Source organism: Erwinia rhapontici, assembly GCF_012271765.1.
In the GTDB taxonomy this organism is placed as follows: domain Bacteria; phylum Pseudomonadota; class Gammaproteobacteria; order Enterobacterales; family Enterobacteriaceae; genus Erwinia; species Erwinia rhapontici.
In genome coordinates, this window is the sequence record NZ_VRKO01000016.1 from 274,087 (window position 1) to 288,644 (window position 14,558).

General features: G+C 54.5%; 11 protein-coding genes. 7 read left to right on the forward strand and 4 right to left on the reverse strand.

All coding sequences use genetic code 11. The features are described 5' to 3' along the window. Nucleotides 1–90: 90 nt before the first annotated feature. Both FVB43_RS18145 and fes read right to left on the reverse strand, forming a co-directional pair. Entirely contained in the window at nucleotides 91–303 is a 213-nt protein-coding gene (locus tag FVB43_RS18145; RefSeq protein WP_133843085.1) for an MbtH family protein, read from the reverse strand. A 1-nt stretch (nucleotide 304) separates the two neighbouring features. Beyond that, the gene (gene fes / locus FVB43_RS18150; protein WP_167864750.1) at nucleotides 305–1,627 is read right to left on the reverse strand and encodes an enterochelin esterase; all 1,323 of its coding nucleotides are present in this window, start codon (nucleotides 1,625–1,627) and stop codon (nucleotides 305–307) included. Between the two features lie 334 nt (nucleotides 1,628–1,961). On the opposite strand from fes, the gene FVB43_RS18155 reads away from it, so the two are divergent. From FVB43_RS18155 to FVB43_RS18185, 7 genes are all read left to right on the forward strand, one after another. Continuing rightward, complete coding sequence (locus FVB43_RS18155) at nucleotides 1,962–4,151, forward strand: TonB-dependent siderophore receptor (protein ID WP_167864447.1); 2,190 nt, start codon at nucleotides 1,962–1,964, stop codon at nucleotides 4,149–4,151. A gap of 506 nt (nucleotides 4,152–4,657) precedes the next feature. Next, complete coding sequence (locus tag FVB43_RS18160; protein WP_167864448.1) at nucleotides 4,658–6,844, forward strand: TonB-dependent siderophore receptor; 2,187 nt, start codon at nucleotides 4,658–4,660, stop codon at nucleotides 6,842–6,844. Nucleotides 6,845–6,978: 134 nt separating this feature from the next. Continuing rightward, the gene (locus FVB43_RS18165) at nucleotides 6,979–7,617 is read left to right on the forward strand and encodes a DUF998 domain-containing protein (RefSeq protein ID WP_167864449.1); all 639 of its coding nucleotides are present in this window, start codon (nucleotides 6,979–6,981) and stop codon (nucleotides 7,615–7,617) included. Next, complete coding sequence (locus FVB43_RS18170; protein WP_167864450.1) at nucleotides 7,614–9,560, forward strand: sigma-54-dependent Fis family transcriptional regulator; 1,947 nt, start codon at nucleotides 7,614–7,616, stop codon at nucleotides 9,558–9,560. The genes FVB43_RS18165 and FVB43_RS18170 overlap by 4 nt, the downstream gene beginning before the upstream one ends. Nucleotides 9,561–9,575: 15 nt before the next feature. Then, nucleotides 9,576–10,322, forward strand: a complete 747-nt coding sequence (locus tag FVB43_RS18175) for a lipoyl protein ligase domain-containing protein (RefSeq protein ID WP_422718037.1) — start codon at nucleotides 9,576–9,578, stop codon at nucleotides 10,320–10,322. A gap of 898 nt (nucleotides 10,323–11,220) precedes the next feature. After that, entirely contained in the window at nucleotides 11,221–11,487 is a 267-nt protein-coding gene (locus FVB43_RS24670) for a hypothetical protein (RefSeq protein WP_242462164.1), read from the forward strand. A 266-nt stretch (nucleotides 11,488–11,753) separates the two neighbouring features. Further along, nucleotides 11,754–12,200, forward strand: coding sequence for a putative T6SS immunity periplasmic lipoprotein (locus tag FVB43_RS18185; RefSeq protein WP_167864451.1), 447 nt, complete (start codon nucleotides 11,754–11,756; stop codon nucleotides 12,198–12,200). 91 nt (nucleotides 12,201–12,291) lie between these two features. Here FVB43_RS18185 and FVB43_RS18190 read toward each other — a convergent pair whose 3' ends face one another. Beyond that, nucleotides 12,292–13,347, reverse strand: coding sequence for a 2,3-butanediol dehydrogenase (locus tag FVB43_RS18190; protein ID WP_167864452.1), 1,056 nt, complete (start codon nucleotides 13,345–13,347; stop codon nucleotides 12,292–12,294). Between the two features lie 305 nt (nucleotides 13,348–13,652). Continuing rightward, nucleotides 13,653–14,408, reverse strand: a complete 756-nt coding sequence (locus tag FVB43_RS18195) for an alpha/beta fold hydrolase (protein ID WP_167864453.1) — start codon at nucleotides 14,406–14,408, stop codon at nucleotides 13,653–13,655. Nucleotides 14,409–14,558 lie beyond the last annotated feature (150 nt).

Here is a 14,558-nt window from a genome sequence, read left to right on the forward strand (position 1 = left end):
TCTGAGCTTCTGACACGGTGGCAATTCCTGTCGTAAGAGGTAAAAACTGATCCCGTAGGGGCGACCTTTTTTCCGGTCGACCCGGGCTGGCTAACCTGCCGTTTTCAGCACGGCGGGGCGCATGTCGTGCCAGTTTTCTTCGATGTAACGAATACATTCGGCGCGGGTATCCGGGCCGCTCACGGCCTTCCAGCCAGCAGGAACGTCGGAAAACGCTGGCCACAGGCTGTATTGCTGGCGTGCATTGAGCAGCACCAGGAAGTCGAGGGTTTCATCGTCGAAGGGATTTTGTTGTTCGGTCATGTTAATTACCTGTCTTTCCAGAATAGGGAGGTGTAATAAAGTCGGCGAGTAGCCAGCGTAAGCCGTCCAGCAGCCCGCCGCGCCAGCACAGGGCATCATGCCCGCCGGAGAAAATTCGGAAATTAATGTCATGCCCGCCCGGGAGCAGCGCCTGACGCATCTGTTGGTTAACCCAGGCCATATCGGCTTCGCGATCGCCCGCTTCCTGGAAGATCTTTAAGCGGCTGGCCGGCAGTACACCCTTGATCGCCTGCCCGGTCAGCCAGCCCATCTCCTGCTCACCGGCTTCGGAAAAGTGGGTGACCAGGCGGACGTTTGGCCACCAGAAGGAGCCAGACTGGCTGAGGATGCGGCCAAAGCGCCCGGGCCAGTGCAGCCCGGCATACATCGCCGCCAGGCCGCCGTAACTTTGCCCGGCGACCACGGTACGGTCGGCCTCTTCACTGAATTCCACACGGCTGCGCGCCAGCGGCAGCAATTCCTGCTGCACCGCCTGCCAGAATTCAGCATTGCAGGGCAGCTCTTTTTCGCGCCAGTCACCGTTAATCACATCAATCAACAGCCAGCAGGCGGCGGGCAGATGGCCGCTGTCGGTTTCGGCATGCAGCGCGGAATAAAGCGGTTGTCCGTCTGCCCAGTTCTGTCCATCCAGCAGAATCACCAGCGGGCGCTGCTCTGGGATCGCTGTACTGCCCGTGGTATAGAGCCAGATACGGCGCTGATTCCCCAGCAGGGCGCTGTCCCAGGTAAATTGTTGCAGCTGGTGGTTATCGGGGTGTATCGGCTGTCCGCTGTCCAGCGCGTGCCACGCAGACTGGTCCGGCGCCGCGGGCATATGCGCGGCCGACAGCGCGTGCCCGCGGCTGTTGAGGTGGGCACAGCTGCGATTTAACGGGTCGGCAATCGCCAGCGGGAACAGAGATATCCACCATTCGCGCTGTTGTTTGCGGCGTGTGTCGTCATCGGTGCTAAAAGTGGGGGGGAGTTGCTCAGCGTTTACCGGGATCAGGCTGTAACTGCCACGCCAGTGCTCATCAATCTCCGTTGACCAGTGCCAGACATCGGTTCCCGCCAGGCGTTGCAAACTTTGCGGCTGCGGGCTGTGGTGGTCGGTCACGCAGTTAATATCCACATAAACCTGATGTATTGCAGAGCGGGTTTCGTCACCTGCCGGGTCACGCCAGAAATAGTTCATCCGGACTGTTCCTTCAGCAAAGGCTTCAACCAGTGGCGTGCCATGTTGCGCAATGTGCTGCCACCAGCTCTCTTCACCCACGTTATCGGCGGCCAGCAGCTGTGCTGCATGACCTGCGGGCTGACGCATCGGCCATAATGTGTGCCGTGTTGTCACGATAATTTTCCTTAATTTACATTTAATTACTTAAAAGGAGGGACTTTAATCTCTCTTACAGTAAATGACGCTAATACAAATAGTATTGAGAATAGTTTGCATTTGCAATAAGATGCGTCGCAACTTTCTTAAGGGCCTGTAAGTTGTACGTAAATATCGGTTTTCTTAAGAAGGGCAGAAGAATCGACGAAAGTAGTGGCAAACGTGATTCTCACATTTCACCGCGGCCAATCAGTTCTCCTTAACAATTGGCGGGTTTTAACGGGTTTTTTTTATCAGCAAATCTGTTCAGACGGGATACCAGAACATGTTTAATAAGATTAAAAAACAGGCATCACCAGGCATTGCAGTTCGTTCAGACAAACACACCCTGCGTTTATTACTGGCTTCAACCCTGCTGATGGCGCCCGCCGTGCAGGCAGCCACCGAAGCCGAAAATACGCTGACGGTCACCGCAGACACCCAGGAAAGCGTCACCGCCCCGACCAAAGGGATCGTAGCGAAAGAGAGCGCTTCAGGCACCAAGACCGCCACACCGCTGCGTAAAACCCCGCAATCCATTTCTGTGGTGACGCGCGATCAGATGGACGATCAGGATGCTCGCTCAGTGGCTGATGCACTGAGTTACTCCAGTGGCGTGGTAGCAACCTACCGTGGAAACTCGAACCGTAATGATGAAGTGATCAGCCGTGGTTTCCGTTATGCACCAAAATTGCTGGATGGATTACATTTCGGTCTTTCTTCTGAGAATGGCGGGGCTGGGCAACTCGACCCATGGTTGCTTGAGCGTGTTGAAATCGTACATGGCCCGGCATCGGTACTTTATGGCCAGGTGAGCCCTGGTGGGCTGGTTCTGATGACCAGTAAGCGCCCGACAGCAGAAAGTATTCATGAAGTGCAACTCAGCACCGGTAATCGCCACTATGGTGAGGCAGCGGTGGACTTCGGCGGCAAGCTGAACGATGACAACACCTTGTTCTACCGCCTGAACGGCATTGCCAGCACCCAGAATGAGTTTGTGAAAAACAGCAAACAACAGCGTATGGCGATTGCGCCAGCGATCACCTGGCTGCCAAATGAAGACACCAGCTTTACGCTGTTAACCAGCTACCAGAATGACCCGAAAGCGGGTTCGCGTAACTTCTTGCCACGCGCAGGTACGCTCTATTCTACCGCTGCTGGCTATGTTCCTTATGACCTGAACGTCAGCGACTCTGACTTTACTAAGTCAAAGCGTGAACAGACCTCTATCGGTTACAGCCTGGAGCACAGCTTTAATGAAGCGGTATCGTTTACCCAGAACCTGCGTTACAGCCACCGCAATGAAGACTACAAATATCTGGTCTACAACGTGGATGACGGCAACCGTACACTGACGCGTCTGGCGCAGCATGAAACGGCGATGACTAACGAATTCAACGTCGACAATCAGTTGAAAGGGCTATTCGATACCGGTGAAGTGAAGCATACCGTGCTGGGCGGTTTCGATTACCGCTACTCGCATATTGATAGCAAACTGTATCGTGACTACGGCAGCAGTTACCCGATGGACTGGAGCAACCCGAGCCGTGTAGAGGTTGATGAAAGTTTGTTGGAGCTGGCCACCCATACCAAGAAATCCCTGAACCAGTACGGTGTGTATGTCCAGGATCAGCTGGAGTGGAATAACTGGAACCTGCTGCTGTCAGGTCGTAATGACTGGTCGCAGGTGAGCAACAAGGACCTCACAGCCGGGGGTTCAGATATCACTTATAATGACAGCGCGTTCACAGGGCGTGCCGGACTGCTGTATGCATTCGATAACGGTATTTCACCGTATGTCAGCTACAGCACCTCGTTTGAACCGGTGCTGGAGCAGGCGGCGGCAGGTGCCGATCCGCTGAAACCGACCACCGGTGAACAGACGGAAATCGGGGTGAAATTCCAGCCAGTGGGCGTGAATGCGATGATGACAGTCTCCTGGTTTGATATTAACCAGAAGAACGTCACCTCTTATAACCGTCTGACCAGTGCTTACGAGCAGATTGGTAAGGTCAACTCTCAGGGTATTGAGACAGAACTTCATGTGCAGCCAACGCCGGAAATTAAGCTGACTACCGCTTATACCTATACCGATGTGGTGACCAAGAGCTCAACAGATCCGGATAAAGTCGGTCACAGCCCAAATGCTATCCCGCGTCATGCTGCTTCAGCCTGGGGTAGTTACAGCTTCCTTGATGGTGTGCTGAATGGTTTGACTGTGGGTACCGGCGTTCGTTATGTGGGTAAAGCTCCGGGTGATGATATCGGCGAATACTATGTGCCGCATTACACCCTGTACGATGCGATGGTGAAATATGAACTGGGCCAGGCTGTCCCGACTCTGAAAGGGACCACCTTACAGTTCAATGCGCAGAACCTGACGGATGAGCACTATGTGTCATCTTGTGCGGGTCAGTGGGCATGTTTCTACGGTGCAGGCCGTACGTTTGTTGCTTCTGTTAATTACCGCTGGTAATGGGTAGAGCAGGGCGTTCGTCGCCACTTTGAACTAAAGCGGGGTTCCACAGAGAACCGCGTTCCTGACAAGCTTCATTATCATCCTTTTAGCCACCCCAGACGGGGTGGCTATTTTTTTACCTGATCGTTCCCTCACCGCACGTCCTGCTTTTTTCTGACGCCAGTCTGTTTAGCCGAACCGTTATAAATCACACTGATTTTTTCTTTAGTTTACATGTTGTTACTTTTTATCGTCCATGCCAGTTATTTGTGTAATAAGAAATGCTAATACAAATGTTATTGAGAGTGATTTACATTTGCATTAGTATGCGTCGGAACTTCACACAGGTAAGAGGTAACTCTTCATTTAGTAAGGTTTTTTTTCATAAGCAGAGGGTGCGTTCGGACGTTAATGATCCGTGCCATTCCTGAAGTTAGCTACGGCCAATCAGTAAATCTAATGGGTTGGCGGGCTTTACTGGTTTCTTTCGTAGACAAGGCTGTTTCAGACGAGATAACACAACTATGTTGAAGAAGATAAAAACCCAGGCGCGCCCTGGTGTGGCAGTACACTCTGGAAATACCACCCTGCGCCTGTTGCTGGCGTCTTCACTGCTGGCGGCGCCGCTGGCGCAGTCCGCCACTGACAACACGCTGACGGTGACGGCGGAGTCCCAGGAGAGCGTGACGGGGCGAAACAGTGGTATTGTGGCGAAAGAGAGCGCTTCAGGCACCAAAACCCCCACCCCGCTGCGCAAAACCCCGCAATCGATTTCGGTGGTGACACGCGAGCAGATGGATGACCAGGCGGCAGCATCGGTTTCCGATGCCCTCAGTTATACCAGCGGTGTGGTGACCAACTATCGCGGTAACTCCAACCGTAACGACGAAATTATCAGCCGTGGCTTCCGCTACGCGCCAAAACTGCTGGATGGTCTGCACTTTGGTCTTTCCAGCTCCAGCGGGGGAGCCGGGCAGGTTGACCCGTGGTTGCTGGAGCGCGTGGAGATGGTCCATGGCCCTGCAGGGGTGTTATACGGCCAGGTCAGCCCGGGTGGCCTGGTGATCATGACCAGCAAGCGCCCGACGGCTGAAGCCGTTCGCGAAGTGCAGCTCAGCACCGGCAATCATCATCTGGGCGAAGCGGCCTTTGATTTTGGCGGTAAGCTGAACGATGACAACACGCTGTTTTATCGTCTGAACGGTATTGCCAGCACCAGACATGAAGAAGTGAAAAACAATAAACAGGAACGCGTGGCAATAGCGCCCGCCATCACCTGGCTGCCGAATGCCGATACCAGCTTTACCCTGTTAACCAGCTACCAGAACGACCCGAAAGCCGGATCGCGTAACTTCCTGCCGATGGTCGGGACGTTGAAAGAAGCCAGCACCGGGTATATCCCGTATGACCTGAATATCAACGACCCGAACTACTATGGTAACAAGCGCGAACAGGCTTCCATTGGCTACGAATTTGACCACAGCTTCAATGAAACGCTGTCGTTTACCCAGAACCTGCGCTATACCCATCGTGATGAAGACTATAAATATATGGTCTACACCACCAGCTCCGACCTCAACGACCACACCATTGAACGTCGCCCGCAACATGAAACGGTGATGACGAACGAATTCGGTGTCGATAACCACCTCAAAGGGCTGTTTGATACCGGTGATGTCGGCCATACCGTGCTCGGTGGGCTGGATTATCGCTGGAGCCGCGTTGCCAGCACCCTGTCACGCCATACCTCGACCCAGTACCAGCTCGACTGGGCAAATCCTGGTCGTGTTGATGTGAATGAGGATGATTTTACCCCCAGCATTAACACCGTGAAGCAGCTGCATCAGGTTGGGGTCTACCTGCAGGATCAGATGGAGTGGAATAACTGGAACCTGGTCCTGTCCGGCCGCAACGACTGGTCGCAGATCCGCACGATTAACCGCCTGAACGGTACGGATGTGAAGAACAATGACAGCGCCTTTACCGGCCGTGCCGGGCTGTTGTACGCCTTCGATAACGGTCTGTCGCCGTACATCAGTTACAGCACCTCGTTTGAACCGAACCTGAGCAATGGCGCACCGGGAACCGATCCGTTTAAGCCGACAACAGGGGAGCAGACCGAAGTGGGGGTGAAATACCAGCCGCCGGGTTCCAATACCGTGATGACCGTGTCGGTGTTTGATATTACTCAGAAAAATATCACCTCGGCGAATACGGTGACCGGTTACAACGAGCAGATCGGGAAGGTTGACTCTAACGGCGTGGAAATGGAAGTGCATGCCCAGCCGTTGCCGGAAGTCAAACTGATGGCGGCTTATACCTATACCGATGCGGTGACAAAAGAGACTTACACAACCGCTCAACTTGGACGTACCCCTGCCAGCATTCCGCGTCATGCGGCATCGGCCTGGGGCAGCTACAGCTTCCTGAATGGGGCTCTGAGTGGGCTGACCGTAGGTACGGGTGTGCGTTACACCGGTGATGCCCCGGCGGACAGCACCGGAACCAACGAAGTGCCGCACTTCACGCTGTACGATGCGATGGCAAAATATGAACTGGGCGAGGCGGTTTCCAGCCTGAAAGGCACCACGGTTCAACTGAATGTGCAGAACCTGACCGACAAGCACTATGTGGCATCCTGTAGCAACAGCGAAGCCTGTTTCTATGGTTCAGGCCGCAATGTGGTGGCATCGGTGAACTATCGCTGGTAAGCCGCGAATCGTCTGACGACGAGGTGATACGTACACGCCTCGTCCAGCGATTTATCATCTTTTACCACCCCAGCCGGGGTGGTTTTTTTTTGGCGCTCTGTCAGACTGAATGCTGCCAGTAACAGGAGAGATAAATGTCGCAGTTATCGGGCCGCAGCCGTGCAGGCGCGTGCTGTTTCGCCGCCGGGGGATTGCTGTATCTGCTGGCCGAACGTACCAGCGCGCTGGCCTGGCATCATCCGGCCTATCGCTACAGCCACAACTATATTAGTGATCTCGGTATTCCTGAATGCGGGGCGCAGATTTGCTCACCGCTGCATAACGTGATGAATGCCGGATTTGCGATGGAAGGCGTGCTGTTTCTGCTGGCTTGCTTACTGTTGCGGCCGCAGCTGTCAGGGGGAATGGGGTGGGCGGCGTTGCTGGCAGGCGGCCTGCATGGCATTGGTGGCGTTATGATCGCGCTATTCCACAGCGGTGGGGAAGCCGATGGGGTGACATTGCATCAGGCAGGTGCGGTGATGGCGATTGGCGGGGGTAATCTGTGCCTGATCGTCACCGGCCTGGCGTTGCGCCGTTGCACGCCAGTGTATGCCGGGTTTAGCCTGCTGCTGGGAATGGTCGGCTTGCTCTGTATGGTGCTCATCCCGTACGTGGCGTTGCCGATCGGCATCATTGAGCGTGCGGCGGTGTATCCCATCACCCTCTGGCAGGTGGTGAGCGGATTTTCGTTGCTGTTACTGTCTTACCGGTTCAAAAGGAGCGTGTTGTGAATCAGAGCCAGCGTGAACATATTGCCACCGTGCTTGCCTGCACCCGCGAAGATACCCGGAATCTGGCGCAGGGTCAGCATGACCAGGCCATCCATGACTCCTGGCAGCGCTGCGTTATCAACCATGGTCTTGATCCCAGCCGTATGCAGGCGGCGCGCATCCTTCCCTGGCAGGAGCTGCGAGAGCATCGCGAACATCTTGAAGAGTTTCGCCATATTGCCCGGCACGGTTTGAGCCGGTTATACCAGCAGATTGCTCCGGCGGGCTATGTGGTGTTGCTGACGGATGCCCACGGGGTGACGGTGGACTATCTGGGGGATGACAGCGCTGAAATCAGCCTGCGTCGCGCTGGCCTGTTCCTGGGGGCACAATGGTCGGAAGCCTGGGCGGGCACCTGTGCGGTTGGCACAGCGCTGGCGACCGGGAAACCGCTGACCGTACATCACAACGACCATTTCGATGCCACGCATATCGCGCTCTCCTGCTCGGCCGTGCCGCTGTTCGATCCGCAGGGGCAGCTTAACGCCATCCTGGATATCTCCGCACTGACCTCGCCGCAGCCGAAATCCGGCCAGCAGCTGGCGTTACAGATTGCGCGGATGCATGCCCACCAGATTGAAAATGCCTGGTTTGAGCATCGCCACCGTGCCGACTGGGTGCTGAAACTCAGCCCGTCCTCGCCGTTTGTCGAGGTCAGCCCGGATTACCTTATTGCTTTTGATGCCGATGGCCGGGTGATCGGGCATAACCACCGTGCGCAGCGGATGCTGGAGAAAGAGCTGGGCATTGATGCGCCGCTGCCGCACTGCCGCAGCACGCTGCTCGGGATGCCGATTGAACAGCTGTTTAATACTTCGATAGACAGTTTGCCGGACTGGCTGGCCAGCGCCAGCGGTCGTCAGGGCACGCTGGATCGGCTGCACAGCGGTGAGCGGCTGTATGTGACGGCAGTGCAGCCCGCACGCCGCCCGGAGCGCACGGCGATCACCACGCCCGCCGCACTGCCTGCGCCGCTGGCGGCCCTCACGGGCGGCGATCCGGCATTGCAGCAACAGTTACAGCGTGCCTCGCGCTTACTGAGTGCGCCGCTGCATCTGGTGGTGCAGGGGGAAACGGGCAGCGGCAAAGAGTATTTTGCCCGCGCTTTCCATCAGTCCAGCCAGCGCAGTGGGCAGCCGTTTATTGCGGTGAACTGTGCCGCGATCCCCGCGACCTTGATTGAAAGTGTGCTGTTTGGTCATCTGCCGGGCAGTTTCTCCGGGGCGGGCAGCAAAGCGCGGCGCGGCCTGGTCCAGGAAGCCGACGGCGGCACGCTGTTCCTTGATGAGATCGGTGATATGCCGCTGGAGATGCAGACGCGGTTGCTGCGCGTGCTGGCCGAGCAGGAGGTGCTGCCGGTCGGGGCTTCACGCCCGGTTGCGGTGGATATCCGTGTGATTTCGGCTTCACATCATGTGCTTGAGGAGCTGGTGGAGCAGGGGCGTTTTCGCGCCGATCTGTTCTGGCGTTTGCAGGGGGCGCGCATCACCCTGCCTGCACTGCGCAACCGTCAGGATCTCGACTGGTTAATCGACAACATGCTGGCGGGCAAAGCCCGACTGTCCGCAGCGGCGCGTCAGTGCCTGCATCAGCATGGCTGGCCGGGTAACCTGCGTGAACTGAGCAATGCGCTGGATTACGCCGTGGCGATGGCCGATGGCGACACGATTGACGCTGGCGATCTGCCTGACGGCATCGGCATTAGCGCACCGCTGACGTTAATTCAGGCGCGTTCGGCAGAGGGACAGACGCTGGCGGATGAAGGGCAACAGCTGGTGGCCCTGCTGCGTGCCGCACGCTGGAACCACAGCGCCGTGGCGCGTCAGCTGGGCATCAGCCGGATGACGCTGTATCGCCGGATGCAGCGTTATGGCATTCAGTCGCCCAACACGCAGCCTGCATAGCGGAAAGACATGACGATGAAAAAAAACGTTCAGGTCGCGGGTGACGGCCCGTTTATGTTGCCACACGGGCGACTGCTGTTCTGTTCAGACCCGACTGAGGCCGAGGACGGGTTGTTTCCGCTGGCTGCCGCAGGCCATAAAGTGGCCCAGCTGTGGTACGGGCCACAGTCGCTGGTGGTGCCTTCCAGCTACCGGCGTTTTAGCTCGCTGGAGGCGGTGCGGGAGCAGTTTGCCGCAGCCGGATGCCCGGTGTTCCTGCGTAAATCCGGCGGCGGGCTGGTGCCACAGGGGCCGGGCATTATCAACCTCAGCCTGGCGTATCCGATCGCGCGTACCCTCGGTGAGGCAGCGGAAGAGGTGTATCGTCATCTGTGCGCGATCTTAAGTGATGCGCTGGCGGAGCTGGGTGTGGTAACGGGCTGGCAGGCGGTGGAAGGATCGTTCTGCGACGGGCGTTTTAACCTCGCCTGCGGCGAAGGACAGCAGGCGCGTAAAATCGCCGGAACGGCACAATACTGGCGGGCAATCCCTGACAGTGATGTGGATGCACCGCGTCGCCATGTGGTTCTGGCCCATGCGGTTCTGCTGGTGGACTGTGATTTAGCGGCGGCACATCGCCAGGCGAATCAGTTTGAGGCGGCGTTAGGCAGCGGGCGTTTCTATCAGGCATCAAAAACGGTCAGTGTGGCGCAGAGGCTGTCAGCCCGGCATCCGTATTTGCGTGATGAGGTGGTTGACGCGCTGATCGCGAGGATCACGTAGGGCTGGAGGTTTTATCGCTGCAAGAATCGCGTCAGGTCTGAGGTTTCCCCATCAGACAAGAGCGAAATGATCTGTAGAGGCGGATCTTGTTTTTCGGTCGGCCTGTCAGGAGTTTAACGGCCAGGTCAACGTCAAGGGCGTTTCGCTTTCCCGCTGCGCGGGCTGAGCGACCCAGGGCGGCCAGTCGCCGCCGCCCTGTGGACCCGGGCTTGCGGCTGGCGCTGCGTCCACTGCGTGGATGCCTTCGCAAGCGTCGTTCACCGACGGAATGGTCGTGACGGCACATCCCTGTGCCGGCTCTCCCTCTCACCGCCGTCCTGGCGGTTCGTCCTGGTTCACTGCGCTTCCTCAGCGCTGCTGAATGCCGCCTCAACGTCAAAACCGAGGTCAACACCCAAACCGAAAACAACTCTGGACGGGTAGGGGGTGACCACTGAGGTATCCCCACAAATATTAGTGGCTGATAATTCTGCCTCTGGTCTGAAAATAGAGTGCTCACTGTGGGTTTAAAACCGCCACGGCATCCGAACTTTCGTAGGGGCCGACCCTCTTTTCCGGTCGGACCGGCCTGAATGTATGCACCGCAGGCGAGGTCTGCGTCACTGGCTGACCGGAAAAGAAGGTCAGCCACTACCAATTAATCGCTGTTTTGTTTTATGGGGATACCTCAGGGGGTGACCATTTTTTCCGGTCTGCCCATGATGTTGAGCAGGGTGCCGAGGCCCGCAGGGATGCGGACATTATCCGTGGTGATGGTCTGCACAATGGTTCAGGTCATCATCAAGAGCGTTTCGCTTTCCTGCTATGTGACTGACAAATTAACCCTCGCAAACGTTAAACAGCACACACAAATGCTATCCTTGGCTGGCGATAATCATGGAAAAACTAAGGAATAGTAATGATTGATAAGGAAATGAAGGATGGCAGCTTGCGCCTGATGACACCAGGTGAAGTCAAAATGGCCAAAGATATTTTTCGCGAGACAATTAACTACTCGAAAGTGTGGGTACATAAAGGGAGTTATTTCTTTTTTGGACTACAGAATAAGAACACTTCCATGTCTCCCAATGGAGAAATGTATTTCCGAAATTATTACCACCCGGACTTCTCAAAAGCCAGTATAAGCAATCAGCACATTTTTATTCATGAGCTGTCTCACGTATGACAGTTCCAGCACGGTATGAGGGTTAAATTAAGAGGGCTGCTGAGTTGGGCAGCAAAGTATCAATATACCTTAAGCAGTTGGCCACTCAGCGTTTATGGCATGGAACAGCAAGCACAAATTATTGCAGATTATTATCTACTTACGCGTTTCAATGGACGAGAGGATTGGAATTCGAATACTTTATGTACTAACTGTAAAGACTTATCTGATGCGGATTTAATCAGCCAGTATAAGCACACGCTGAGATCCTTCCCGTGGAGTCTGTAATGAAGATGAAAAAAATAGTGTTTCCCGTGCTACTCACTTCACTTTTGACGGGATGCGGATTATTGGGCGATTACACGCCATTGCCTGAAATCGGGCAGGTTTCAAAGTCTCAGGCTGGATTCTGTTTCCAGATTAAAAATCCAGGTGACTATTACGTACATTTTCTTTCGATCAGAGAGAGAAGTGCGCCTGAGAGGTCTGGCTTCAATAGAGAGTTTCCTGCCTTGCCGATCGCTGATAATCAGCTGTGTATTCCACCGTCTTACTATCACTTCCCGGATGATGGCGAGATCAATGTTGATATAGCTTTACGCTCACCGACAAAGAAAAGGGAATATCGTCGAGATATCATTTCTGAATTCAGAATGGTGAATGGTATGCCTATGCCCTTTGCTCCAAAGGAATATTCAGTGAAAACCGATGACTATATACGGGAAATAGAATAACGGAGCTGAACGATCCCATTAAAATAATTATGGGGTACCTCTGGCCGTTATGGCCGACCTTTTCATTTGGTCGGCCAGCACAGCCTGAGGATTACTGCGGTGGACGAACCAGGATTTTCACCTGATTTTTCTCTTTCACCAGCGCTTCAAACCCTTCTGTTACCAGATCTTTCAGCTCAATGCGCTTGGTCACCAGCTTCTCAGCCTGGAAGTAGCCCTGGGTCATCAGCTCCATTACCGCCGGGAAGATATGACGGTAAGCGATGATGCCTTTGACGTTACGCTCGGCCAGCACCACTTTGTTCGGGTGGAATGAGGCTTCGCCTTCCCAGATAGACACAATGATGGTTTCGCCTTCGTAACGGGTGCTGTCGATGCACTGCTTCAGCACCACCGGCACGCCGGTCACTTCGAATGCGACATCCACGCCGCCTTTGCTCAGTTCACGAATGGTGGCAACCGCATCCTGTTTGCTCGGATCAATCACCACGTTGGCACCCAGCTCCCGCGCTTTCTCGCCACGCTGCGGTGACAGTTCCACCACATAAATCTCAGAGGCACCCGCAGCACGCAGGGCTTCAATCACCAGCAGACCGATAGGGCCGGCACCAAATACCGCCGCTTTGTCACCGGCTTTCAGCTTGCTCATACGCACCGCATGCAGCGCCACGGCGGCAGGCTCGACCAGCGCACCCTGCTCGTAAGAGAGACCGTCTGGCATACGGTGCACCATGTGCTCATCCACGGTAGTGAAGGAGGAGAAACCGCCACCGCCGCCGGACAGACCGTGGAAGCCCAGGTCACCACACAGGTTGTATTTGCCTTCGCGGCAGGCTTCGCATTCACGACACGCAAGGATCGGCTCGACGACCACACGGTCACCGGCTTTGAATTTGCTGACACCGGTACCGACTTCGACCACTTCGCCAGAGAACTCGTGGCCCATAACGATAGGGGCAATATCGTGGCTGATTTTATGCGGTTTATCGACCGGAACAAAGATCGGCCCGGCGAGGTATTCGTGCAAATCGCTGCCGCAGATCCCGGTCCATGCCACTTTGATTTTTACCTTGCCTGCAGAAACCTGGGGTTCTTCAATATCGTCAATACGGATGTCATGCGCTTTATACCAACGTGCTGCTTTCATCTTCTTTTCCCTTGAGATTGGTCAACATCCTGTCCATTGCCACTAATGCGGCCGGATCAGGAACTCAGGGCTGCATAGTGCGAAAAGCGTGCCAGGAATTGGGTGGTGGGTAAGTTGTTGATTTTTAGATGGTAGAGTGAGGAGGGCGCTGGGAGGGGAGGGGACAAGGCGGGGGAGTGTGACAGGTGTAACGGGGTGCGGGTGTAACAGGGTGGGCCGGTGGTAATAGTCAGATTTTGGTGCGTTGTTGAGTGTCTGCTGTGTGCCAGGAGCGGACATCATCCCAACTACCGTAATTTATTATTTTATGAACAAGTGGCAGATGACATTGAACCCTTTTGCGTTTCAATAAATTTGAAAATTTCATTTATTGATGCTTTGTCAGGCTTGTTAAATTCACTCAAATGATCTCCTTTCCCAAGGGTCATCAATAAACCATATTGTTGCGCTATCTCAGCCATAGGAGAGTTATAAGGGTCGTTGGCTCCGGCCCAAAGTAAAATTGGTGTCTTATAAGGAAATAAAGCTTCTTTTTTTTCAGAATACTTTCTTAATTCATTGAAAAAGCATCTGACACTTTCTTGATCATCCAGCGAAAGCCCAGAGACAAGTTCTGGTGCTGTGCTTCTTGCATAAGACATAAACATATCAAAACTAAGTTTGCCTTCAGGCGTTTCCGGAAGGCCATTCTTTAAATCCCATCCGCCTAAAACGACAGAATGCAGCCGTTCCGGATGGTGGTTTAGCAGCCCTAATGCTGCCCATGCGCCAGAGGAATACCCAATAACATGCGCTTTCTCATAGCCCAGCTCATCCATAATTTTCACAATGGATAAAGCCTGATTTTGTTGTGTATATAATTCTGGCACTGACGGTTTTACGCTTTCGCCGTGGCCTAAAAGGTCCGGACAAACAACGTGAAAAAATGGACTAAATAAGGAGAATAATCCATTATTTCGCCAAGATTTTCCGTCCATTAGAAGACCATGAAGCATTATAACCAGTGGGCCTTTTCCTTCTGCAATATATGACAACTGAGGTGAGCCTGATGTAGATGGCATATGTGTCCCTTTAAATTTAGAGTGGACAGAAAGCATACACGTCTTTAGACAAGCAGCTCAACGACTAATCGCATAACGTCAGCTCCTCGCTCAAAACTGTCTGTCAAAGTGGTTAAGCTCTACAACAGCTCAGAGGTACAAAAAATCACC